Raw genomic sequence first — 24,489 nt, forward strand, 5'->3', positions numbered from 1 at the left:
ACGTTATAATTTCAATAGATATAACTCACAGAATTTTCCTCACCTCATAAATGGGGAGGGAAAGATGTGCTTAAGAGTGAAGACAATCAGTGGCCATTTTTATTGCCAGTTCCAAAAATAACCGGTCTGATTATGATTTAGTTTCGGTTAATGCACTTATGAATGAGAACTTTATGACTCGGTATACCGATTTTATGTCTTTGGACGAATTCCTTAACAATAGTCCGTTTTCGGAGCCGTTTCAAATTAATATTGGGGGCTTAGATGACGCTTTAGATTTGTATGTATTCTTATATACCGAATTTGATACCTGGGATGTAATGCAGGCTATAGCAATTGCTGAATATTATACAACTAGGAAGGGCTTTAAAATATTACATAAGAAAAGGTGAATCTAGGGTCGTAGAAGATTCAGCGAGGCAAAGAAACTTAATTTGCTTTATGCTACCATTTGTATAGGAAAATAACATCACACATCTTTTATGAGAAAACCTTACTAGACATACTACCTCTTGTCGAAGTGATTGTCCCAAAAGAAAAAGAGTATAAAAAAGTAATTGGAAAATACCAGGAATGGAAACGTCAAATTTATATAAAAAGGACTCTCCTAGTTAGTTTAAAGGTTGCTTTCTCAAGTGATTTCTTACTAAACTAACGGGGGCTTATGTTTAAGATGCGATTGCTGCGGCGATCCCCTTTATTGTTATTGAACTATCTGGGCAGGTTTGTTTAAGAAGGGGAATGAGTTTTACTTTCACGAGAGGATGAATTAGGTGACGCTTGCTGGTTGTATGTATAACGATTACAGAAATTAAAAAAAGAGATGATAAATCATCTCCTTATAAACCCAACTTTTTAATTGTCCATTCATCAACTGCTTTCTCTTGCATTTCTTGCCAAGAAGAAAATTTTGTATTGGAATTTACATAAGTATCCCATTCATTGTCTGGGATAGCAGCGAAGTCTTCGGGAGTTTCAGCTTTAAACGGAGATTTATCAAGCATTTCTTGGAAGCTAGCAAAGTTAGAGAACTTCACCATAAATTGGTCGTTAAGTAATTCATTTAACGGTATGGAATGTTGACCGTCCAACTCCCGAGCATTTCTTTCAATCTTCTTTAATTCCTTTTGTAATTTATCGAAGCCTTTCATTCTAAAACTCATAATAATCACCTCCTAATTAAAGGATAAAGCATTTGGTTTTAAATGGAAAGAATAAACTCCAAGCGGATTTTACACAGTAATTCGTAACTGAATTAGCAGGTACTTTAGCAGTTAAATTAGCCTATAAAAAAAGTTCAGAGCCATAAAAGGCCTGAGCTTTCTTAATATTAGTGTGTTATTGAAGATTAGCACCCGTTAGTTCAATAACAATGTTATCTTACGATTCAGCCATTAAAGCTTTCTATAAATTCTTCCTGTGTTCTCTTGGTATACTCTTCATTAGGAACGCTTTCTAATATTTCTCTTTGAGAAAGGACTTTCCCACCCTTTATTACAAAATCAATATCCTTTGTATTCTTTATGTCCGCTAAAGGATTGCTATTCAGAACGACAATATCAGCTATCGCTCCTACCTTAATAACACCTATGTCAGACTGATTAATTGCTTCAGCTGCAACACAAGTAGCAGCCCTTATAGTATCGATTTCACTAAATCCTGCTTCAACAAATAACTCTAATTCTCGGTGAAGAGCCATCCCTGGTAATGTCCATATCCCAGCAGGGGTATCAGTACCAGCAACCACTGTTCCGCCTAAATCAAAATATGTTTTTGCAATCGCCTTATTTATTTTATTTTGAATTCCCAGTTGTTTTAGACCATCTTCATATTGGGAAAGACCTTCCCACTGACTAATCAAAGAGTTATTCTCATACATTTTCTTAGTTACCAGGTTATCTGGTTTCCAATATGCTTTCAATCGGCTTATCTGGTCAAATAGTGTCATTGTTGGGCATATAATTATACCCAGTTTAACTAGTTGGGAACATATCTTTACTATCTTTTCAAGTTCAGGCTCTTCCCAATTGATTTTATTCCATATATGTTGGTCTGCCTCCATATTCCACTCTGGGTACATTGCCTGTATTATACCTGATGCGTGTTCATTCCACTTTACGCCTATGTTTCCAGCGTCAACTGCATTAACTTTTGTTGAATGGATTAAATCACAGCTTACCTCTTTATTGAAAAGTTTTGCTTCTTGAACCACGGTGGTCATTATTTCTTTAGAAAGCCAGCCATAAACTTTAATGAAATCTGCCCCTGCTCTAATCTGTCTGTTTACCTCTTCACGAGCTGCATCGGATTCATCAATATTTATATTCCAAGGACTAGTTTCTCCCCAAAGTCCCGGAGGACCATCAATCACTCTGTCTGCTGAATAAATTCTTGGGGTAGGAGCGTCATTTGGAGCATCTATTAATTTTTTTAATTCCAATACATTTCCACCCGTGTTTCGGACCGTTGTGACTCCAGATGCGACAAATAGTGGTGCAAATCCTTCATTTATATGTACGTGCATATCTATCAATCCTGGAATGACCCACTTATTTTTTGCATCAATCTTCAAGACTTCAAATTCAGATTGAATTTCCAATATGTCATCTTTAAAAATTTCAGCTATAAAACCGTCTGTGATTAAAATTGATGCTGTAAAAACTGTCCCTGTGATAACATCAACTAAGTTTGCGTCTGTTAATAATACACTGCTTTTATCTGCCACCATTTAGACCTCCTAAATAAAGTAATAAATATTTCATTCTATTAATTGATACACAAAACCTTTATATTTTTTCCAATAAATCAAAGTGTCCTTATTCAAGTAACCTGCCACGTTAGTCGAACAACAGAAAAAAGGCTCTACTCCCTATTGAAGTAAAGCCCCCGTTAGTTGAATATCGCTTAATGTTTTACTGGACCATAAAAGGGATTTTTATTCATATCCGTTATGAATTCAATTGCTTTCGCTTGATACATTTTATCACGGTATTCATAAGTAATGATAATATCTCCAACAAACATCGCTGGTGTTATTTGACCACTTACTCTGACCATTAGATTTTTGTTAATTACTTCATAATCAATAATGCTGCCAAATCCTATATCCTCAAATAAATGCGATGGATCTATTGACTTAGTATCGATAATGGATAATTTGTCCCCCAAAATGATTTCGGCTTTTTTAGTAGTTAATTTTGTTTTTACGTTTTTATTGATAATTGCTAAAGGATTATCAACTAGGACATCAATTAATCCATTTGTATATCTATAGACATAAACATCTTCATCTAATGCACCAGAACCATATCCTTTTGTTAAAGTTATGATTAATTCTTTTTTTCCATCTTCGTTTATGTCTTCGTAATAAATTTGTGGTGCATAAGTGGGGTTATTTGCAACGCTTAACCAAAAAGGTCTTGAGTAAACTTCTCCTTTGAAATCAATTTTAAAGTCTCGATATAAGCCGTTTACTTCCTTAGCATACAAGACTATATCTTCTTTAGTCAGCTTCGATACCACTTCATATCCTTCGTTTGTTGCACTTACACTTTTGGGAACAACAAAGAGAATAAATATTGACACTAAGATAACGTATGTTTTCATAGAATACACCTCATTTTATTGTTCCCTGAGATGATTTCTTATTCAACTATCCTGCCCCGTTTGTTAAAGAAACCAGGTTCACAGAACTTTCACAGACAAACTTTAAATTCAATGATACATTTAGTTTATAAAAAGGTAATTTCTTCAGCACTGGTTCCCCCCAGTGTCTTTTTTTATATCCTAACTTCTTTAAAAGAAAGTTCTCCTCACTCTCCATCAAATAAAACCCATCTGTCCCTTTAACTGAATAACCAAAAAAGGAGTTGCCGCAGCAACACCCATACTCAACATAAGCCCCCTATAGTTTAAGTACATTTATTCATAAAATTATCAATAGTTAAAGGTTGTCTCAACAGCCTTTTCTACAACTATAGGACCCGTTTGTTTATCCTGGTTTTTCACTTTACTGTGTTAACTATTAATGGAACGACAAACCCACTTACAAATAAAATAATTGTAATCACCCAGCTTAATGCCGAAGCATTTTGTTTCATCCAATTGCTTTTTTTATCAATCTTTAAGACTATGAAGACCAATAGGAAAGCCGATATAAAGTTCACAAGATAAAATCCTATGTCTTTCGTAGGAAACCATCTATCCAAGACCAACATTCCGAAAAAAACATTATAAGTATATAAAACAGAAAAAAATACTAGCTGTCCATTAGTCAGGTTCATTTCTAAATCCCCTTTGGATAAATTGGTTTTATCGTATAGTATTCCCCTTTCCTTCTTCGAATTCCTTGTACTGTTTTACCGAAATTTGTAAGTTTTTAATAATCTTCTATATAGGCAAATTGTATTCCTTCTGGAACTAAACTGCCCCGTTTGTTGAATAACAAAAAAGCCACCTTTGTTGGCAGCAGGATCCGTAGCTCTAGCCCCCGTTAGCTTAATAAGAATCACGGCATAAGAATTTTTGGGTAATCTTTTGCAGTTGCGTTGAATTTACTTGCCCCAATTACTTCTCGTGCCTTTTTTTCCAAATCAGCAATTGTTTGGTCGAAGGGATTATCCGCCAATTCAGTAATAATTCCCTTTTTACTCAATTCCTTTATTCGATGCCAAGGAAAGTCATAAAAAGAATTCTCTTTATTTAAGTAATCTACAAAGACCTGAGAATAGTATTTAAGCCAAAAGACACCTGGAATTCTTTCTTTTAATGTTCCTGTTATATGCTGCCTTTCCTCAGCCTCTTCATCTGTTACATAGCCAAAAATAGCATCAAAACAGTTCACTAAACCTTCGAACAATGGCAAAATATCGTTCTTTATTTGATTATATACTTTTTTATCCAAATTGATGGTCAGATAGTTAAGACTTAATTCGGTAGGGTGCAATCACCAATGAGTTTGGAACCAGTATCCTTTACCCTTTCCAAGCATACCTCCTGATATTCCGATCATTTTGTTGGTTTCAAGATTATATATACCAGGTTCTTCCTTCGCCCACATATTAATAAAATCTTCAACTGTAAATGGCTTTCTGACAGGTTCAAATAAACCAATTTTATCTATCTTCAGTCCATACTTGTTCATTAAATCAAAAAAATGCTTTGCATATTTCTCAGTACCAGTATGCTTGATTGAATAAATGCTTATATAAATTCCCACTGTATCCCCCCTGCTTCTACCATTTATTTATTCAAAATTCTAAGGGGGAAGGGAATGAGATTTTTTTGTTGAAGTTAGAGGATTTGTTTATGGCCCTGTATTAAACTAATTCAGTAAACCATTAAGAGTGCTTGTCCACTTCAATAATTTGGAACTTACGTTTGATTTTAACTAACTTGAAACTGCGGGAAATTAAGTACTTTCGGATAACAGAGTGACTTTGTTTCGTGTTTATAATGTTTTCACAATGTGAGCCACCAGGCGCAAGTTATGCTCAATCAGCATATTACGTGCATGTGAATCACCTTCAGCCATTAAACGTAAGTATTTCCGTTCTTCTGCTGCTGACAGTGGCTGGGGAAAGGCATTGTTTTTAACATATGAAACAAGGAATAAAAACTCCTTAACCAAATAACCAAGTGCCGCCAAAATTCCGGACATGAACTTCACCCCCGTCTTCATATGGACTATAGCCTATAACTAATTCCTATGAAAAGTGACAAGGGAATGTGTCTGTCCGAGTTGCGATATTTTTATGTAAAAAATTCCAAAAAGGTCATAATCAAGTCTGCAGCAATTTCAGGGCCTGGAAAGGCCGCTATAATTATAAAAAGCATCAGCTCTTCAAGCTAATGCTTTTTATAAAAATAATATTATATTTCATCCGCTGCAGTTACCTCTGCAGAAATCACACAGCCAATAGTACCAGTAATTACAAAAGCCATTACCATCAAAAACATGTTAAGCACCCCTTTAGATAGTTCTGTACCTATAATGAATTTATCATATTATCACAGTACCAATCAGAAAAGAATGTGAACATTTTGTTAAACCTAATTCTTTTTCTTTTTAGGGAGAAAAAGGGTTAATAATAAGATATGCAAATACATAGGTCACCCTCCCATTATTATTTCCCGTTAAGTGGTGTCCTTCATCACCCATAAGCTTGCTCTGCGATTTTGAATATGAAAAATCATTTTAAAAACCACCTTTCCATTAGAATTTTACTCCTTGCTTATAGAGGACGGTGCAAAGAAAATCTTCGGTCACGAAGTTCATCGCGAAGCTTTTCGATAAATTCTTCATTTTGAATTTCTTCAAGGTCCATCACTCTTTTTTTAATGGTGATTGTCATAAATAAAATGTTTAATGTCATGGTTTTCCACCTCCTTTTTTATCCATTAGAAAACTCGGCCCTGACCGAGACTTTTGGCGAAGGAAGAGCCGCAGTTGCTCTTATCACGCTCAAAACGGGACCCCTCGAAAAGCGTGCGAGGCAAAGCTGACTTAGCCTTCCTTGTCCTGTTCGTCGTGCGTTCAGAATTTAAGCATATATATTCTGCCTAGCCAAAAAAAAGCCGCAAGGAATTATTCCCCTGCGGCTTCTAGTCTTTTACGCATAAAAATACCACAGGGCGCAATTCTCCCTGCGGCATGGATAGATTCGTTTTAGTCATTGACTGTTATGCGATCCATTCCTTTTGGGTCGAATGCTTGCTAAAGAAATATTCAGTTGTTGTTGTTTTATTTAACCAGACGACTGACTTTTTCATCATTACGACCTCCTAAACGGAATTTTTCACTAACTATGGTAATTATATCCACATAAGTGATGATTGTAAACCTTTTTTTCTAATTTATTCCATAAAAAAATAACGCCTCGCTAAAAGACGCTATTTGCGTGTTAAATATTCATCTGCTTCTTCCATCTCCAGGAGCCTTTCGCGGCAAGTACTGGATTGAATAAAAAAGAAAACAGAAAGAGTTAAAAATACTAATGAAGAGAGTATGATTATATTTAAACTTCTATCGGATTTAACAGCCGAAGGAATAATTAAGCCTAGATAAAGAAACGAGCCAACAGCCAACAAAGTAATCGCAAATCGTTTAAAATCAGTCATTTTATCAAAAAGGGCTTTTGCCTGGTTTTTCATTCAAATCACCTGCTTTTCTATAAATCTACTATTTAACTTTAACATAAAATAGGCGTTTTTCGCGAATGTAAATATTAGTAAATTATTTAGCCAATAGAACAGTACCATATATTTTGAGTTTAATTTGAGCTTCAGGAGCTCGGTTCAATCAATATAGCTGCGAAATTACCAAAGAACACTTTAACCATCTGGCATGGTAAATGGCCAATAAGAAAGTGGTGGAGCCCTCCCCTACAACTGAATATCAGTTGTAGCAATTGAACAAACTCTATCCAAAGGAAATCAGCACACTCTATTTTACTTGATTAGGACTTCCTCGGAAAAGCAGGTGCTTTTCCTTCGTGCGATGATAATGCTGACGAAGCCTTCCTTATCCTGTCCGTCGTGCGTTCAGAATTTAGGGATATATATTCTGATTAGCGAACAAAAGAATAAGCCCACCTTAAAAGGCAGGCTTTGAAAAATTATTAATTTACTTCCAATAATTAAACCAGCTTGGATACCATCTTCATTACAAGGGTAGCAGAATTAACTGCTGCTTTTTCTAGGTATTGATCAAAGGATACATTGGATTCCTTACCGGCAATATCAGACAATGAACGAATGATTACAAACGGCACCTGGAATTGATGGGCAACCTGAGCAATTGCTGCAGCTTCCATCTCAACAGCCTGGAGGTCCTCAAACTTGGTTCTTACAAAGTCAACTCTTACAGGATCCTGCATAAAGGAATCTCCTGTAGCAATAAGGCCTTTTACAATCTGAATATCCTCAATTTCCTTTGCTGCAGCTTCTGCAATCGCTACAAGTCTGCTGTCTGCCAAAAATGCAGCTGGAAGCTGAGGAACTTGTCCGTATTCATAACCAAAAGCAGTTACATCCACATCATGATGGCGAACTTCTGAGGAAATTACAGCATCCCCTACGTTCAGTTCAGAATGAAAACCACCTGCTGATCCCGTATTGATAATATAGTCAGGTTTATACTTTTCCAGAAGGATTGTAGTAGACATAGCCGCATTAACTTTGCCTATCCCAGAGCGAAGGAGGATAACTTCTGCACCGTGCATGTTCCCAAAAGTAAACTCACAACCAGCAATAGTTTCCTGTGTCTTTCCTTCAATATTTTCTCTTAACAGTGTAACCTCTTCTTCCATTGCTCCAATGATGGCGATTTTCATTTTCAGACCTCTTTCTTTGTAATTTTGCTCCCTCTGTAATAAGAGTAAACTTTATATCCCGAATTACCCTTTGTAAGCTTGAGAAAGCTTTCCTTGACGTTTTTTATATATAATCTTCTTCGGATTCGCAGTTTGTATCCGCGAACACTATTTTACCATCTTTTGCGATGATTTTGCTATAAAGGTACTGCGCGCTTTTCCCGTAGGAGTCTACGTCTTTAACTTCAACAAAGCCAAAAGATAAAAGTCTTTCACAATTGTTTGCCTGGGAGGTTCTCTCCCATTACAATAATAAATAAGAGGGAGTGTATAGTATGAGTTTTCAACTAGATTTAATCGAAGATAAAGTGGAATTCTTTGAGGCAGCAGATTTAAAGACGCTGCAAAAGAAGATTGAAGGACAAATCGATATTAACAGAGTGATCATGCTTTCCGTCCATTCTGTTTCACATCAAATGCATGTTAACGAAAATAGCCAGACTTTTTACTCAGCTGTAGTACATTTTAAAGCAAAAAAGTAAGGATGGAACCTCTTCGAGGGACCATCCTTACTTTTTGATTTAATCAGCCGCTTTTATTGGCCCATATTCCCTCTATCATTTTCGGATAATTCTTCCACCTTTGAAGGCTTCCATCCTTCTCCGTCCACCCAATCAATATAAACTCTATAGGCTTCTTTAGTGTCCTTGGATGAAATGGTGGCTATAGAGCGATTTGGGTCATGATTATTGCTTCCAAGACGCCATACCGTCATATTGCTTTGGTCAATACCGGTAGCATATGAAACCGCGTTAAGCATTTCCTGCCAGTCAGCAGAGCTTTGATCGTAAACTGCAGCATGTTCTCCGGACTGAGTAGTGCCTACTGGCTTCCACTCAGGGTTCTCAATAGTCTGTTTTACATTGGAGGTGCTGCCGCCCTCAGTGACCACCGCCTGGGCATCTGACTCCCCTGATTGGCCACCAGCATTGTCATCTGGCTCATCGGACGAAGTATCTTCGTCTTTCCCCTGATTTTGGTCAGTTTCAGCCTTTTCATCTTTACTTGCTTTTTTTTCGTTGCTTTTTTTATGCTGAAGAGTTTGCTTTGATTCTGCGGATTTATCAGCATTCTTGGTTGCCGCTTTATCTTTGCCGCCTGAAAAAATTGCATACGCAACGAATATGATTAAAAGCAGGACAATGGCAATCAAGCTGTTTAACACCAAGTTTGTTTTCTTTCTTTTTGCCCGATTACCGGACCGGGAACCTGTTTGAAAATCGTTATCCAATTCTATCCCTCCAAAAAATAAGGATGTCAACATTCTAACATGAGTTCATGAAAACATGAAGGAATATCTTGATTTTCCTCAAGACGTCCTACTGGCTGCTCTTATTTTCATACAACCATTTTACCATATCTGAAAATAAAGGATTAATTCCGCCCTCATTTTCATAAACATCCAGATTAACAACCACTAGAGCATATCTTGGATTTTGATAAGGAAAATATCCCGCAAACCATTTATTATGCAGCTGTTTTCCATCTACATACCTTCCTGTTTCAGCTGTTCCTGATTTTCCGGCTACTTCATAAGGAAGACTTTTAAACCAGCGTCCTGTCCCACGCTCATTTGTAATTACTTCCCTAAGAAGTTTCTGAAGCTCCATGGCCGTATAGGGAGCAATGGTATCCCCTGCAATAGCTTTATCAGGAAACCGAATCAATTGGGAGTGATTTTTATATTCTATCGCTGAAACCACTTTAATCATTTTTTTATCCCCGCCCCTAGCAATTGTAGCCATCATGCTGGCTACTCCTAAAGGGGTTGCCCTTACCTCATGCTGGCCGATTCCAGACATGGCCACAAAGTTTGAGTCTAAACGGTCTTCATCGGATCGGAAAACCCTCCCCTTTTCCTCTTCCTTCATCTGCTTGAAATTGCTTGTGTGATAAACATCCCCTTCCCAGCCTACAGGACCTGTGAGGGACAGTCTTCCAGCATAATCTTCTAATATTTTAGGATTTATATTTTTTAATTCCACTGCCAGCTGTCCAAAAGCTCTGTTGCAGCTCACGGCAAAGCTAGTTGAAAAATCCAAGTTTCCATATTGGTGCTGCTCATCTAGCTTGCCATTAATTTTTTTGCTGCAGTCAAATGTCTTGGCTGGGCTGTCGAGATTATGATCAATAGCAGCCGCGGCGACTACTGTTTTAAAAACAGATCCCATTATCTGCTGTTTTAGCATCATATTGGACATACCGCTTCCGCTGTACGGATTTTTTTTATTAATGGATGGTCTTGATACCATAGCAAGGACACTGTTGTCCTGTATGTCAAGGAGCACTAGACCTCCCTTTTTAATACCATAGGTACTAGCTAATTCTTCAGCCTTTTCTTGAATATCCATGTCTACAGTTGTTTTAATATTAACCGGATAAAAGGGGTTGGCTGGATCTGTATAGCGGACATTTAGCCCAAAGAGAGGGGCTCCATCACCGTCAACATGATAAATAAGACTCGACTTTCCCTCAGGAAGAAGGAATTCATCAAAGCTTTCTTCAAGTCCTGATATTCCAATGGGTGTTTGGCTTGAAAGACTTTTATCAGGATAGCGTTTTTTAATTTCTGTAGGATTTTCTGCAGCCAGACCAATCAATTGCTCTGCGGGAATGTTTTTAATCGGAAATTTCCTTTCAACTGCAAAAACTCCCGGTATTTTAAGTTCATTTATTTTCTTCATTTGTTTAGAACTTAAAGAGATTGGCAGGGGGTCTCCATAAGAAAAAGGTTTTTTGGCTTTATTAATGGCATACATCAAATTATTCTTTGAGATTCCAGTTATAGAGGATACCGTTTCAACATCCCAGGCTATCTTTTTTAAAAACGGAAACAAAACCAGTACATTCGTCTTTTGTTCTGTCATTAATTTTCCATTACGGTCGAGGAATTCACCTCTGCCATTGTCAATTACAAGCTCTTGAGCCCGTTGCTTTACGCTTTCTTCAAGAAGGTTAATGTTCCTTGATGTAAAGGTTTCCGTTTCAAATAATTGAACCTGCATCAGCCTCACCAATAATAGTGAGAAGATAATTAAATATAAGATCAGGAATCCATTTGCCCTTTTTTGCCACATAAAAACACCTCGTCAAAAGTGTTGACGAGGATGGGGGTTTTCAAACATTGGAGGGCTTCTTCAATGGCTGGCTTGGACAAAAATAAAGGCACCCAAAATCTATGAGTGCCTTTAAATCATTATTATTTAATTGAAATGATACGGACGCTCATTTCTCCGCCTGGAGTCTGAACGGAAACTTCATCGCCGACTCTTTTGCCAATCAGACTTTTTGCAATCGGAGAATCATTTGAAATTTTGCCTTCAAATGGATCTGCTTCAGCGCTGCCCACGATCGTATAGGTTTCTTCGTCACCATTTGGCAATTCAACAAAAGTAACGGAACGGCCAAGTGTAACAGTATCACTGCTCATTTCGCCTTCTTCGATAATCTTTGCATTTCTAATCATATTTTCAAGAGTTGTAATACGTCCCTCAACAAAAGCCTGCTCTTCTTTTGCAGAATCATATTCCGAGTTTTCGGATAAATCACCAAAGCTTCGGGCGATTTTAATTCTTTCTACAACCTCTTTACGTTTTACAGATTTTAAATGCTCAAGCTCCTGTTCAAGCTTTTCTTTTCCTGCCTGTGTCATTGGAAATACTTTCTCTGCAGCCAAACTATTCACTCCTTCTAGTCTTCACAATCCCCCAGCAGACTGTGTTAATTATGTAGCCCTATCATTGGCATAAATACATAGGAGCGCGTCCTATTAAAGGGCGCGCATACAAAAACTTATTCGTTAGAACTAAAATTTAGTTCTTTTCATCTGCTATTGTTTCATAAAATTGATTTTTGTTCAAGAATTGTTTGAATTTTTGTCACCATTATATCGATAGCAACATGATTATGCCCACCTTCGGGAATAATTATGTCCGCATAGCGCTTTGTAGGTTCAATGAATTGGTTGTGCATTGGGCGAACCACGTTCACATATTGTTCAATTACGGAGTCCAGAGATCGGCCGCGTTCTTTTATATCCCTAATTAAACGCCGAACTATTCTTAAGTCGGCATCTGTATCAACAAAAAGTTTTATATCCATCAGGTCACGAAGACGTTCGTCTTCAAGAATTAAAATCCCTTCAAGAATTATAACATCCTTTGGTTCTACCGGGATAACATCATCAGAACGAGTATGGATTGAGTAATCATATACTGGTTTTTCAATTGGCTCGTAGCGCAGCAGCTGCTTAATATGATCAATCAGCAGGTCGTTATCAAATGCAAGCGGATGGTCATAATTTGTTTTGAGACGTTCCTCAAAAGGGAGAATACTTTGATCCTTATAGTAGTAATCCTGTTCCAAAATTAAAATTGAATGTCCCTTAAAGCTTTCATAAATTGCTTTAGTGACACTTGTCTTCCCTGAGCCAGAACCTCCAGCTACACCAATCACAACAGGTTTATGCGACATGTTTTATTTCTCCTTCCGCATCATGTTGTTAGGGTAAACAGGTTTATCCAGTTTAAAGCGTACAATTTGCAGAGGATGGCGTGCTGCATCCAGCTCGTTGCCTTTCTCGTCCCAAATTTTATCAATAACATGAGTAAAGTTCTCAATTTCCGGACCAAAAAACTCTACTTCCTGGCCTGGCTTAAAATTATTTCTCTGCTGAAGTGTAACCATTTGGGTTTCTGCATCATAATCAAGAACCAATCCAGCAAAATCAAAGGTTGTCTTTTTGCTATGATTGCCAAACATTTGCTCTTTATACCCTGGTACACCTTCAAAAAAGGCTGTTGCTGTTTCCCGATTCGCACATTTATCAAGTTCATCCAGCCATTCCTGCTGAATAACAAAATTTTCAGGATCTGCACAATAAGCATCAATTACTTTTCTATAGACACTTACAACTGTAGCGATATAGTGAATTGATTTCATTCTTCCTTCAATTTTAAGACTGTCAATACCCAATTCAATCATTTTCGGAATAGATTCAATCAGATTTAAATCCTTAGGGCTCATTGCAAAAGGTGAATCATTTTCAGCAAATAATGGTGTCTCGGAGCTTCCCTCCTGCTGGTATAGATCATAATCCCAGCGGCAGGATTGACAGCAGCCGCCACGGTTTGAATCACGGGCTGTCATATGGTTACTTAGTGTGCAGCGGCCTGAGTAGGCAATACACATTGCACCATGGATAAAGGTTTCAATTTCAATATCAACCTTTTCCTTCATTTCACGAATTTCCTCAGCACTTGTCTCACGGGCCAAAACAACACGCTCAAGTCCTTCCTCTTTCCAGAATTGGATTGCCTTCCAGTTGGTAAGGGACTGCTGTGTGCTTAAATGCACTTCTATTTCTGGCGCTAAACGGCGGCATGTTTCAATGATTAATGGATCAGCCACGATAATTCCCGCAACTCCTGCATCCTTTAATCCAAGTAAATATTCTTCGAGTCCGTCCATATTTTCGTTATGGGCATATATATTGGTTGTTACATAAATATTTGCACCGAATCTTTTGGCAAACTCTACGCCCTCTTTCATTTCTTCAAACGTAAAGTTATCTGCATTGGAACGCAGGCCATACTCCTGGCCGCCAATAAATACGGCATCTGCACCATATTGCACGGCAATCTTTAGTTTTTCAAGATTTCCGGCAGGCGCAAGAAGTTCTGGTTTTTTCGTAATAACACGCTTGCCGTCAACCATTTGTGAAATCTTATCCTGAAGTGCGTTCACGGTCAAATACCTCCTATATTTTATAAATTTATGTGTTTAGTAAACTGTCTCTTTGAAAAAGAAGCCTGTATCTAATGGTCTGTTTTCTGGCTGAATCGCTTCTAGTTCTTCAAGTAATGAATCCTTTTGGTCTTCATAGCTTTCAGGGTCTTCAAAGTATAAATCAATTGCTTTTCGATAAGCTTTTGTCACAGCAAGAATGTACTCAGGGCTTTTTAAAATGCCATCGATTTTAAACGAATCGACTCCAGCCTCCAGCATATCCTGAAGCTCGTCAATGATGCAGATATCATTTGGACTCATAATATGAGTTCCATTTTCATCTTCAAAGATAGGATATTTATTACCTCTTTCATTATCATGAAGGAACATATTCTTTTGCTGCTTGCGATTTTCAATTTCCATTACTTTGTCTTGGTATAAAAAGTAATTACCAAGCAGTGAGCGTTTTGATTGAAACATGCAAGTCATGCCATGAACCTGGACCTCAATTTCCACTTCAGCCTTCTCTTTTATTCCTACAACAGCTTCCATGCTGATTTCGCGCGCAAGAACTGACCTTTTAGCACCCTTGCGTCCCCAGTAGTTACATGTATACCAGTTAGTCGCAGTAGTTTCTGTGTTCCAGTGAAGCTTCATTTCAGGTACTGTTTCCTTAGCTGTCATAAGAACAGCGGGATCTCCAAACACAATTGCATCTGCTCCTGCATCAGAAGCAAACTTTAAGTAATCTTTAAGCTCTTCTAATTTTTCATTATGGAAAATGGCATTCATAGCAACATAGACCTTTTTGCCTTTTGAATGAGCCAATTCGATAGATTTCTTTACTTCATCACGGTTAAATTCCCCTGCCAGACGCAATCCATATCGCTGTTCTCCAATAATAAATGCATCTGCCCCTGCTTCAGCAAGAGGAAGAATATCTTCGGATGTAATGGGAGTAACCAATAATTCTGTTTTTTCCATTAACTTTCACCTCTTTTTTTACTAATCGCAACTCCATCCCCAACAGGCAAAATTACCGTGTGATAATCAGGATGGGCCATAAGCCATTTGTTGAAATGATCTATTTTTTTAACGAGATTACGAATTCGTTTATTTTCTATCTCATCTTCACAGACAAGGCCTTTAAATAAGACATTATCTGTTATGATAATGCCATCATCGGCAAGAAAACGGGAATAAATCTCAAAGAACTTCTGATACTGCCCTTTGGCCGCATCAACAAAAATAGCGTTGAAAGGACCATGAGCTCTGACTTCGCTCTCTGATTCAAGCGCATCTCCTTTGATAAGGACGATGTTTTTTTCTTTTCCGGAGCGGTCAATATATTGTTCTGCAAGAAGGAATCTTTCCTCATCCCGCTCAATCGTTACAATTTTGGCCTCAGGCAGTGCAAATGCCATTCTCAAGGCAGAATAGCCAATGGCTGTGCCAATTTCAAGGATAGCAGAGGGATTTTGAATACGAAGAATTTGAAGCAGAGATTCTATACCGGTTAATTCCATAATCGGAACACCATGATCACCCGCAAATTTCTCCATTTCCTCGAGCAAATCATTCCTTGCAGGAATGAGAGTTTCTATATAAGAATGCAGCTTATCGTTCAAGCTGCTTCACCTCTATTCTTTTATAAAAGCAATCGGCTTTTAGTGTGTTTTTTAAACATGAAAAAATAGCGTTCACAGAAAGAATCAGCATAAATTTTTACAATTTATGCACGGAGCAGCAACCTGCATTCCTTTACCTGCCTGTGAGTTACGCTATTGAATGCTTATACGAAAAGTACAAGCGCCCGTTTCCCGGCGCTGTAACTAGACATTACTAAAACACTTGAACTATTTTAACATAAAAATTGGGGGAAAGCTATTTATCCCCCCATAATCCGACATTATTTTTTACTGGAAATATGTTTAGCTTTTTCCCTGTTATGCTCATCAAGCGTTTTTGTAAAAATAACTGTCCCATCAGATGCCGCTAAAAAGTAATAAAAGCCGGTTTTATCTGGGTGTAAGGCGGCCTCGATTGACATTTTACCTGCGTTGGCAATGGGGCCTGGGGGCAATCCAGCATTTTTATATGTATTATAGGGGGAATTTACTTCCAAATCCTTATAATAAACTCTATCCTTATGCTTACCCTGAGCGTAAAGAACTGTAGGGTCTGTCTGCAGAGGCATCCCTTTTTGGATCCGGTTATAAAAAACACTTGATATTTTGTGTCTGTCTGCCTTCTGAGTTGCTTCTTCTTCGATCAGTGAGGCCATTGTAAGAAGCTGATGAGGTCTGATGCTTTTTGTCTTCATCTCGCTTCTGTAAATATCTAGTTCTTTCTTTGTTTTTCCGAGCATTGCCTCAACCATTTCATCAATTGTAGGCTTATCCTTATAGAAAGGATAAGTGGCCGGGTAAAGATATCCTTCCAGCGGGTAAAGTACATTTTTATTTAGTATATCCTGAGTAAGTACATCAGGATACTTTTTCATTAGCCCCGTAATGAAAGTCCGGTCGTTAAGTTTATTAAAAACGTCCTTTTCCGGAGTTTTAGAGGCATTGGCTATGATTAAGGCAATTTCCTTAAGCTGTTTTCCTTCTGGAATTGTAATCCTAAAAGCTACAGTTTGATAAATTTTTCCGTTTTTTAACCGATTCACAATTTCAGGAACCCCCATGGAAGGACTGAATTCATAGTTTCCTGCCATAAATCCTGATTCATGTTTAAGTCTTACATAATACCTAAAAACATTTGCATCCTTTATTATTCCTTCCTTCTCCAAAGAGTGCCCTATTACTGCAGCCGATGAACCCATTGGGATTTCCACTTTGGTTTTAACCTTGCTTCCAGGATCGAGAGGGTTAAGTGCAGATTTAACATAGAGAAAGACACCCCCAGCAATCAACAATAAGAGAAGGACAGCAGTCCCTATGTAAAGAACAGGCCGTTTCACTTTTCCAGCTTCTCTAAAATTTTTGAAGCTATTTTTTCTACTATCATTTTTATAACCAGATGCCATTTGAAACCTCCCTGATAGGCAGAGCTGAGACAACCTTGTCTTACAGCAGCAACTTCCCCTAAATAAATTACTTTCTAATTAGTTTATACGCTCTAATTTGAGCATACAGCGCGAAAAATGTCAATTTATGCAATGGGGTATCAACATACTAACAGACAAAACATTATTTTGCTGTTTCGCGGCTTTTAACTCTGCGTAAGCGGAAAAAGACTTTCCTTAACGCTAAAAAAAAGCCCGGCCTGTGAAAAGGCCGGGAGGGTAAACTATATTATTCTCCGTCTTCCTGCTCTTCAAGGAAGGTGTTTAGCATTTCTTCAATCATGTCCCACTCTTCATCAGTTTCAATCGGCATTAGCTCGCCGTCTTGTCCATCTTCAGTTGGAGTGAAGGCAGAAGCATGGATTTCAATTTCTTCGTCGTCATCCTCATCAGCACCAAGTGGATAATAGAGAACATATGACTTGCCAAATTCTTCTGAATCAAATGTAAAAAGTACCTCGCATAATTGTTCATTACCGTTTTCATCTACTACAGTAATATTGTTTTCTCCGTGATTCATACTGTCACCTCATTAATTTTTGCTATCCATATAGCTTTGTAAAATCATCATGGCTGCCATTTTATCAATGACCTTTTTTCTTTTCTTTCTGCTTACATCTGCTTCAAGAAGAACCCGTTCAGCCTGCATAGTTGTGAGGCGCTCGTCCCAAAGCACGGCAGGAATAGAAAAACGTTCTTCCACTTCAGAAGCAAACCTTTGACTTGCTTCTCCGCGCGGCCCGATTGTACCATTCATATTTTTTGGCAAACCAATTACAGCTTTGCTAACCTGATACTCTTTTATTATTTTACCTAATTCCTCAAAACCAAACTCATTTTTTTCTTCATCAATTTTAAGAGTTTTAAGGCCTTGTGCGGTCCATCCAAGCTCATCGCTCAAGGCAACTCCAATTGTTTTGGAGCCAACATCCAAACCTATAATCCGCATTCTAACCCTCTCGCCGCTGTTTTAGATATGATTTTACCAGTTCCTCAATAATCTCATCACGTTCTAGCTTGCGGATGATATTTCTGGCATCCCGGTGGCGCGGGATGTATGCAGGGTCTCCGGATAAAAGATACCCCACAATTTGATTGATGGGATTGTATCCCTTTTCCTGGAGAGCCTCATACACCTGAAATAATACTTCGTTTATATCATGTTCAAAAGGCTCTTCCGGAAAATTGAATCTCATCGTCTTGTCAAATGAGCTCATTGCATGCACCTCGCAATCTTTTGAAACCGTTTCAATTACTCTTATTCTACACTACTTTATTTTAATATCAAACCGATTTTACCCACTCATAGACAAATTGGAGAGCACCCTCAAGTTTTTCAGGATCTTTTCCGCCAGCCTGGGCCATATCAGGACGTCCGCCGCCGCCGCCGCCGCATCTGGAAGCAACCTCTTTAACAAGCTTTCCTGCGTGGAAACCTTTTTCGATTAGATCCTTGGTTACACCGGCAATAATATTAACTTTGTCTTCATCTACACTTCCTAAAACAATGACAGCTGAACCTAATTTTTGTTTTATATCATCCGCCATATTACGCAGATTGTTCATATCTCCTGCATTTACTTTTGCAGAAAGAACAGTTACTCCGTTTATTTCCTGTGCATTGGATACAAGGCTTCGAGCTTCAATATTACCTAGTTTAGCCGATAAAGATTCATTTTCCCTCTGCATTTGTTTCATTTCTGCTAATAAGCTGTCAAGACGGTTTGGAACCTCTTTAATATTGGTTTTCATTTTTTCAGCTGCTTCTTTCAGCAAACCTACTTGATCATTTAAGAGAGTATATGCACCCTCACCAGTAACGGCTTCAATTCGGCGTGTTCCAGCCCCAATACCAGTTTCAGAAACAATTTTAAACAGCCCGATCACGGATGTATTTGGAACATGGCAGCCACCGCACAGTTCTAGGCTGTAATCGCCCACTTTAACAACACGGACAACATCACCATATTTTTCTCCAAACAGAGCCATGGCACCCATTTGCTTGGCTTCAGCAATCGGCATTGTGTTAATGTTGACCTCTATATTTCTCCAGATTTGCTCATTTACAATCTTCTCAACTATTTCAAGCTCTTCCGGTTTTACCTGGCCGAAATGAGAAAAGTCAAAACGCAATCTGTCTGGTTCTACAAGAGAACCTGCCTGATTAACATGTGTTCCTAATACGTCCTTTAAGGCCTGGTGAAGCAAGTGTGTTGCAGTATGGTTTTTAATAATTTTGTTACGGTTTTCCTGGTCAACAGCTGCTGATACACTTTGACCGGTTTTTAAAGTTCCTTCCTCAACGATTCCGCGATGGAGGTTTTGTCCGTTTGGTGCTTTCTGAACATCCTTAACAAAAACCTTTATTCCATCAGCCACGAGTGTTCCATGGTCTGCAATCTGGCCTCCGCTTTCTGCATAGAAAGGAGTCACGTCCAATATAAACTGAATCTCTTCACCTGATACAGCTTCCTCAATAAGCTGGCCATCCTTCACAAGTGCAGCAATAGCAGAATTAGTTTGAAGCTGGCCGTAGCCTACAAATTTACTTTCTACTTTTAAATCGCCAAGTACACCGCTCTGAACCTGCATGGAATCTACATCTTGACGGGCTGCACGTGCACGATCACGCTGAAGCTCCATCTCTGTTTCAAATCCTTTGTGGTCTATCTTCATGCCTTCTTCTTCAGCATATTCTTCCGTTAGTTCAACCGGGAAGCCATAGGTATCATATAATCGGAATACATCTTCTCCGGCGATTGTTTCTGACCCTTTATCTTTTTCCTTTTTGATAACAGTTTCTAGTATAGCAAGCCCTTCATGAAGAGTTTCATGGAATCGCTCTTCCTCGTTTTTAATTACCTTCTGGATAAATTCAGTTTTATCTTTAACCTCCGAATAGAAGTCGTTCATGATTTCCCCGACAACCGGTACAAGTTCGAACATAAAAGGACGGTTAATATTGATTTTTTTGGCATATCTTACAGCACGGCGGAGTAAACGGCGAAGGACATAGCCGCGGCCTTCATTTGAAGGAAGTGCCCCATCTCCAACAGCAAAAGCCACTGTTCTGATATGGTCTGCAATAACTTTAAAAGCCTCATCCAATTCTTTACTTTCCCCATACTTAATGCCTGAAATTTCTTCAGTAGCCCGGATAATCGGCATAAACAGGTCAGTCTCAAAGTTTGTAGGAACGTTTTGAACGACAGAAGCCATTCTTTCGAGACCCATTCCCGTATCTATATTTCTTTTCGGGAGTAATGTGTAAGTACCATCCGGATTATGGTTGAATTGAGAAAATACAAGGTTCCAAACCTCTAAATATCGATCATTTTCCCCGCCTGGATATAATTCTGGATCATTTTCATCATTTCCATATTCTGTTCCTCGGTCATAGAATATCTCTGAATTTGGTCCGCTTGGGCCCTCACCAATATCCCAGAAATTCCCCTCAAGACGGATAATTCTTTCTTCTGGTATGCCAATTTTTTTACTCCAAATATCAAAAGCTTCCTGATCCTCAGGGTGAATGGTAACTGACAATCGTTCTTTTTCAAAACCAATCCATTTAGGGTCAGTTAAAAACTCCCATGCCCAAATGATTGCCTCCTCCTTGAAATAATCACCAATCGAGAAGTTCCCTAGCATTTCAAAAAATGTATGATGTCGTGCGGTTTTTCCTACGTTCTCGATATCATTTGTACGGATTGATTTTTGAGCATTAGTAATCCGAGGGTTTTCAGGGATAACACGGCCGTCAAAATATTTCTTTAATGTTGCAACACCACTGTTAATCCACAATAAAGTTGGATCATCATGTGGAACTAGTGACGCACTTGGCTCAACAGCATGCCCTTTTTCTTGAAAAAAGTCTAAAAACATCCTGCGTATTTGTGAACCAGTTAATTCTTTCATTGTTTGTTCCTCCTTTTATTTTTGGGGCTCTGTAAACTACCTGTTGATTACCGCTCTCGGCACTCACTTTCCGCGGGAGTCCCCCGCCTTTCGCTCCACTCAGCATAGTTTAAATTCAACAATGAAGTTTAACACAGCCTAATTTTTTAAAATTAGATTTGTCTTTGAAGGGTGAACGACGCTTAAAAATAAACACAAAAAAGCCCTCATCCCTGACAGGGACGAGAGCATGCTCGCGGTACCACCCTGATTATGGATGCAATAAAAATACATCCACCTCTCAACTAAACCTTAACGCGGCCGAACGGCAGTGATTAGCTGCACTCCGGAATAGCTTTCTGTCATCCTTCGCCTGGAGTTTCTTTCAGCCTAGGAAACTCCTCTCTTGCACGAAATATACGTTCAGGCGGACTATAACATACTCGATCCATCTACATTTTCAATTTATCTTATATAGAGATTTTAGCCAGACCCTCTCCATTTGTCAATATTGCGGGTATGATCCTGACAAAATTCAGCAAAAGAGCTGATGCTTGCAGCAAAGCCTGGAGTCTTAAATTCCTTGGCCCTGTCTGAATCACTATCCCATACGGACAGAGCGGGTCCTAAATTCCTTGGTCCTGTCTGAATCACTGGCCCATTCGGACGGAGCAGATCCTAAATTCCTTGGTTCTGTCTGAACCATTAGCCCATTCGGACAGAGTAGTATCTACCTTGGCATTAACTTGTTGGCTGTTTATCTTTCCTGTGCATAAAGTGATTCCTTGCATGAATAATTCCCACCTTGAGTACTACAAGTGCAGGAACAGCTAAGAGAAGTCCCAGAATACCGCCAATTTCTCCTCCAGCGGTAAGAGCAAACATGATTAAAAGGGGATGCATATGCAGGCTTCTCCCTACAATAAATGGTGAAAGCACATTACCTTCAAGAAATTGAAGGCCGAAAACAATCACCAGCGTAGTAATCACAAGTTTTGTTGAAATCGTTGCTGCAATAATAACAGCCGGAACTGCACCAATAATTGGGCCAAAGTATGGAATTACATTTGTCACTCCAATAATTGAACCCAGCAAAAGAGGATACTTCAAATGAAAAATCCAAAAAAGAAAAGCCGATATCCCTCCTATTATGGTGCAAACGAGGAATTGGCCTCTTATATAATTACCAAGTGATTCATCAACATCCTTTAAAAAAAGGTTACCTTGCTCCCTCCATTTTTTAGGTGTGAGGTACCAAATTGTTTTTTTAATCGCATCAAAATCCTTCAGCATATAAAAAGCAATGAAAGGAATAAGTGCAATTACTAAAACCGAGTTAAAAAAGCTGACTAAAATGCCGATTGCGATAGCCAATAAACTATCAAGTTTTTTTTCGAAAGCATCAATACCATCATTCATTTTCCCCTGCAGCCCATCCGGCCATGCAGCAGTGTGCGATTGGATGGAATGGATCCATTGCCGGTATTGCCCTGCAAGCACTGGTGCACTTTCCGATAGCTCTCTTAATTGATTAATAAAGACTGGGATTCCTTTATATAAAATAAAACCCGCACTGCCAAAAAAAGCGAAATAAATTAAAAAAATGGCCATCCCTCTGTGAAGCCCTTTTTTATGAAGCTTCTCCACTACAGGATGCAGTAAATAGGTTATAAAAGCTGAGATAATAAAGGGCAAAAGCACAAGCGATACAATTTTCAGGATTGGAATCCAAACAAAACGGATTTTTAAAATAAGATATACCGCAGCCAAAAGCAATAGCAAAAAACCAATTCGGTAATACCACTTCATTCGAATATCCAAAAGTAAATGCCTCCCTTTAGCCTTATTTTGGGAGTTAACTGGCAGAAATATTCAAAGTCCAAACAGCAATGAATAAGCTGCCCCGATTTAGAGGCAGCTTTAGGATTTAAAATAGAGCCCTGCTTAATTTCCTTTGCATTTTTTTCACTTTACGGCCAGACATCATGTCATTTTTTTGAGCATAGTTATAAGCGGCCATACCTGCTCCAAAGGCAATTAATGAGGTTATTACTTTATTCATTCTTTTTCACCTCTTCATGAATTGTCCTCTTACAAAAGAACTATACCTTACATAGTGTAACGGCGTTCGTCTTCTTCAAACAAATCATCAAGGGAGCTCAAAGTTCCGTCTTCCTCTACTTGATGGGTATTTATTACCCCTTTAGATAAAGAAAGCTCAATAAAACAGTTCCAGCAATAATACTGGTTAATGCCAATCTTCCCTATATCCTTACTCTGGCAGTTGGGACACTTTAACATGAAAAGACACCTCACATCGGATTTGCGTCGACGATAATAGCGTCCTTTCCAATCGCCGGCGGGATAACGGATTGCAGTATTCGGGTTCCTTCCGACAGGTCGGAAAAGAATCCATCCGTATATTCATACCCTACGATTGTGCCCATTTCTTCCAAAAAATATACGTCCTTCAATAATCCTACCGTCTCACCTTTTTGGTTCTTAATCCATTTTCCTGTGAGTGAATTTTGGTGCAAAAAGGTATTTACAGACGGTTCTAATGGTTTCTTCAGACTGTTAATATTTTCAATCAAAATTCCATCCTCTGAACAATGTAAATCATTTATATCAAGAAAGAAAAGAGGATGAAACAGTTTGTTTTTCTTGACTAAAAGCCCAGTTACTTTACCACTTGCAGAAATGCTAATATCACAAACATGCCCAACGATTGTCCCGCTTTCTTTTTCAAAAACAGGCATATCCTTTATGAATGTGAATGTCCGCAAAGAATTCCCCGCCTTTCCGAACACTCCTAGTTTCCGCTATTTTTGCCGAAAACATAATGTGAAACGTTTTCCATCCGGCTAATAAGCTTTGTTTATGTATTCATGCAGCTTTTCAGCTATTTTTGCCTTCATTTCTCCGTGTTTTTCAAAAACATATTGATATTTCTCTTCGGACCACATTTCTTTTGGATACTGCCATACCGGCATATTTCTTCTCTCCTCCGGTTCCCATTCGTAACGCGGGAATATGTGGGCATGCAAAAATGCATCAGAATTCCCATAAATGGAATAATTGATCCTTCTTGGGCAGCATACCTCCTGAATGGCATCTCCAATAAGACTCATATCAAGCAGGTATTCACTTCTTTCTTTAAAATCCAGCTCATTTAAGGCATTTACATTCTTATATGGCAGCAGGACACAATACCCGGGCATAAATTGAGTATCGCCTAAAACGGCAAAGCCGCTCCTTGTTTTTGCCAATACCATTGGGTTTTCACCGCGGTGGGCTGCACCAATCCTATCTTGTTTCCAGTCCCCATTTAATTGAGTATTCATAATTACCTCCCTGTGTATATTAATAATTATTTCTATACACCCCTTAAAAACCCTTTTGAGATATTAGAAAAACTTGGCA

27 protein-coding genes and 1 pseudogene are annotated in these 24,489 nt (G+C 38.5%); 2 read left to right on the plus strand and 26 right to left on the minus strand.

What is annotated here, in order from left to right:
* Positions 1-89: 89 nt before the first annotated feature.
* Positions 90-392: a hypothetical protein gene (locus AC3WR0_RS01845; RefSeq protein WP_492550730.1), complete on the plus strand. Its 303-nt coding sequence runs from the start codon at positions 90-92 to the stop codon at positions 390-392.
* A 447-nt stretch (positions 393-839) separates the two neighbouring features.
* On the opposite strand, the gene AC3WR0_RS01850 is transcribed toward AC3WR0_RS01845, so the two are convergent.
* The 9 genes and pseudogenes from AC3WR0_RS01850 to mtnN all read right to left on the minus strand — a co-directional run bounded on the left by AC3WR0_RS01850 (position 840) and on the right by mtnN (position 8,333).
* Positions 840-1,163: a hypothetical protein gene (locus AC3WR0_RS01850; RefSeq protein WP_492550731.1), complete on the minus strand. Its 324-nt coding sequence runs from the start codon at positions 1,161-1,163 to the stop codon at positions 840-842.
* Between the two features lie 224 nt (positions 1,164-1,387).
* Positions 1,388-2,728 (minus strand): amidohydrolase family protein, encoded by a 1,341-nt coding sequence (locus AC3WR0_RS01855; protein ID WP_492550732.1) that lies wholly within the window; start codon positions 2,726-2,728, stop codon positions 1,388-1,390.
* Positions 2,729-2,904: 176 nt separating this feature from the next.
* On the minus strand, positions 2,905-3,606 hold the full coding sequence (locus AC3WR0_RS01860; protein WP_492550733.1) for a hypothetical protein: 702 nt from the start codon (positions 3,604-3,606) through the stop codon (positions 2,905-2,907).
* Between the two features lie 901 nt (positions 3,607-4,507).
* Positions 4,508-4,843 carry a hypothetical protein gene (locus AC3WR0_RS01865; RefSeq protein WP_492550734.1) on the minus strand — a complete coding sequence of 112 codons (336 nt, stop codon included), beginning with the start codon at positions 4,841-4,843 and terminating at the stop codon, positions 4,508-4,510.
* A 102-nt stretch (positions 4,844-4,945) separates the two neighbouring features.
* The gene (locus tag AC3WR0_RS01870) at positions 4,946-5,218 is read right to left on the minus strand and encodes a hypothetical protein (protein ID WP_492550735.1); all 273 of its coding nucleotides are present in this window, start codon (positions 5,216-5,218) and stop codon (positions 4,946-4,948) included.
* Between the two features lie 240 nt (positions 5,219-5,458).
* Positions 5,459-5,659, minus strand: a pseudogene (locus AC3WR0_RS01875) (RNA polymerase subunit sigma-70); the annotation flags it as partial.
* Positions 5,660-6,233: 574 nt separating this feature from the next.
* A complete protein-coding gene (locus tag AC3WR0_RS01880) occupies positions 6,234-6,374 on the minus strand; it encodes a YrzI family small protein (RefSeq protein WP_492550736.1) in 141 nt (46 codons plus the stop codon).
* A gap of 517 nt (positions 6,375-6,891) precedes the next feature.
* Entirely contained in the window at positions 6,892-7,152 is a 261-nt protein-coding gene (locus AC3WR0_RS01885) for a YrhC family protein (protein ID WP_492550737.1), read from the minus strand.
* A gap of 485 nt (positions 7,153-7,637) precedes the next feature.
* Complete coding sequence (gene mtnN, locus AC3WR0_RS01890; RefSeq protein WP_492550738.1) at positions 7,638-8,333, minus strand: 5'-methylthioadenosine/S-adenosylhomocysteine nucleosidase; 696 nt, start codon at positions 8,331-8,333, stop codon at positions 7,638-7,640.
* 314 nt (positions 8,334-8,647) lie between these two features.
* Here mtnN and AC3WR0_RS01895 point away from each other — a divergent pair, with 314 nt between their 5' ends.
* Positions 8,648-8,854, plus strand: coding sequence for a DUF2536 family protein (locus AC3WR0_RS01895; RefSeq protein ID WP_492550739.1), 207 nt, complete (start codon positions 8,648-8,650; stop codon positions 8,852-8,854).
* A 53-nt stretch (positions 8,855-8,907) separates the two neighbouring features.
* Here the strand turns inward: AC3WR0_RS01895 and AC3WR0_RS01900 are convergent, their stop codons facing one another.
* From AC3WR0_RS01900 to AC3WR0_RS01980, 17 genes are all read right to left on the minus strand, one after another.
* Positions 8,908-9,603: a YrrS family protein gene (locus AC3WR0_RS01900; RefSeq protein WP_492550740.1), complete on the minus strand. Its 696-nt coding sequence runs from the start codon at positions 9,601-9,603 to the stop codon at positions 8,908-8,910.
* Positions 9,604-9,691: 88 nt separating this feature from the next.
* Positions 9,692-11,449 carry a peptidoglycan D,D-transpeptidase FtsI family protein gene (locus AC3WR0_RS01905; protein WP_492550741.1) on the minus strand — a complete coding sequence of 586 codons (1,758 nt, stop codon included), beginning with the start codon at positions 11,447-11,449 and terminating at the stop codon, positions 9,692-9,694.
* A 122-nt stretch (positions 11,450-11,571) separates the two neighbouring features.
* Positions 11,572-12,048 carry a transcription elongation factor GreA gene (greA, locus tag AC3WR0_RS01910; RefSeq protein ID WP_492550742.1) on the minus strand — a complete coding sequence of 159 codons (477 nt, stop codon included), beginning with the start codon at positions 12,046-12,048 and terminating at the stop codon, positions 11,572-11,574.
* Positions 12,049-12,209: 161 nt separating this feature from the next.
* The gene (gene udk / locus AC3WR0_RS01915; protein ID WP_027319958.1) at positions 12,210-12,845 is read right to left on the minus strand and encodes a uridine kinase; all 636 of its coding nucleotides are present in this window, start codon (positions 12,843-12,845) and stop codon (positions 12,210-12,212) included.
* 3 nt (positions 12,846-12,848) lie between these two features.
* Positions 12,849-14,117 carry a peptidase U32 family protein gene (locus AC3WR0_RS01920; RefSeq protein ID WP_492550743.1) on the minus strand — a complete coding sequence of 423 codons (1,269 nt, stop codon included), beginning with the start codon at positions 14,115-14,117 and terminating at the stop codon, positions 12,849-12,851.
* A 36-nt stretch (positions 14,118-14,153) separates the two neighbouring features.
* Positions 14,154-15,083, minus strand: coding sequence for a peptidase U32 family protein (locus AC3WR0_RS01925; RefSeq protein WP_492550744.1), 930 nt, complete (start codon positions 15,081-15,083; stop codon positions 14,154-14,156).
* Positions 15,083-15,727, minus strand: a complete 645-nt coding sequence (locus tag AC3WR0_RS01930; protein WP_492550745.1) for an O-methyltransferase — start codon at positions 15,725-15,727, stop codon at positions 15,083-15,085. The genes AC3WR0_RS01925 and AC3WR0_RS01930 overlap by 1 nt, the downstream gene beginning before the upstream one ends.
* Before the next feature lie 281 nt (positions 15,728-16,008).
* Complete coding sequence (mltG, locus tag AC3WR0_RS01935; RefSeq protein ID WP_492550746.1) at positions 16,009-17,130, minus strand: endolytic transglycosylase MltG; 1,122 nt, start codon at positions 17,128-17,130, stop codon at positions 16,009-16,011.
* 268 nt (positions 17,131-17,398) lie between these two features.
* Entirely contained in the window at positions 17,399-17,689 is a 291-nt protein-coding gene (locus AC3WR0_RS01940; RefSeq protein ID WP_027319953.1) for a DUF1292 domain-containing protein, read from the minus strand.
* Between the two features lie 12 nt (positions 17,690-17,701).
* Positions 17,702-18,118: a Holliday junction resolvase RuvX gene (gene ruvX / locus AC3WR0_RS01945; protein ID WP_492550747.1), complete on the minus strand. Its 417-nt coding sequence runs from the start codon at positions 18,116-18,118 to the stop codon at positions 17,702-17,704.
* Between the two features lies 1 nt (position 18,119).
* Positions 18,120-18,386 (minus strand): IreB family regulatory phosphoprotein, encoded by a 267-nt coding sequence (locus AC3WR0_RS01950; RefSeq protein ID WP_027319951.1) that lies wholly within the window; start codon positions 18,384-18,386, stop codon positions 18,120-18,122.
* Between the two features lie 67 nt (positions 18,387-18,453).
* Positions 18,454-21,087, minus strand: a complete 2,634-nt coding sequence (gene alaS / locus AC3WR0_RS01955) for an alanine--tRNA ligase (RefSeq protein WP_492550748.1) — start codon at positions 21,085-21,087, stop codon at positions 18,454-18,456.
* A 720-nt stretch (positions 21,088-21,807) separates the two neighbouring features.
* Positions 21,808-22,887 (minus strand): AI-2E family transporter, encoded by a 1,080-nt coding sequence (locus AC3WR0_RS01960; protein ID WP_492550749.1) that lies wholly within the window; start codon positions 22,885-22,887, stop codon positions 21,808-21,810.
* 106 nt (positions 22,888-22,993) lie between these two features.
* The gene (locus AC3WR0_RS01965) at positions 22,994-23,128 is read right to left on the minus strand and encodes a YrzQ family protein (RefSeq protein ID WP_492550750.1); all 135 of its coding nucleotides are present in this window, start codon (positions 23,126-23,128) and stop codon (positions 22,994-22,996) included.
* 47 nt (positions 23,129-23,175) lie between these two features.
* Positions 23,176-23,367, minus strand: a complete 192-nt coding sequence (locus tag AC3WR0_RS01970; RefSeq protein ID WP_027319948.1) for a YrzR-like zinc ribbon domain — start codon at positions 23,365-23,367, stop codon at positions 23,176-23,178.
* Positions 23,368-23,378: 11 nt separating this feature from the next.
* Entirely contained in the window at positions 23,379-23,852 is a 474-nt protein-coding gene (locus AC3WR0_RS01975) for a PRC-barrel domain-containing protein (protein ID WP_492550751.1), read from the minus strand.
* A gap of 78 nt (positions 23,853-23,930) precedes the next feature.
* Positions 23,931-24,410, minus strand: a complete 480-nt coding sequence (locus tag AC3WR0_RS01980; RefSeq protein WP_492550752.1) for an HIT family protein — start codon at positions 24,408-24,410, stop codon at positions 23,931-23,933.
* Between the last annotated feature and the right edge of the window lie 79 nt (positions 24,411-24,489).

This window comes from Neobacillus sp. FW104-15D2 (assembly GCF_058790155.1).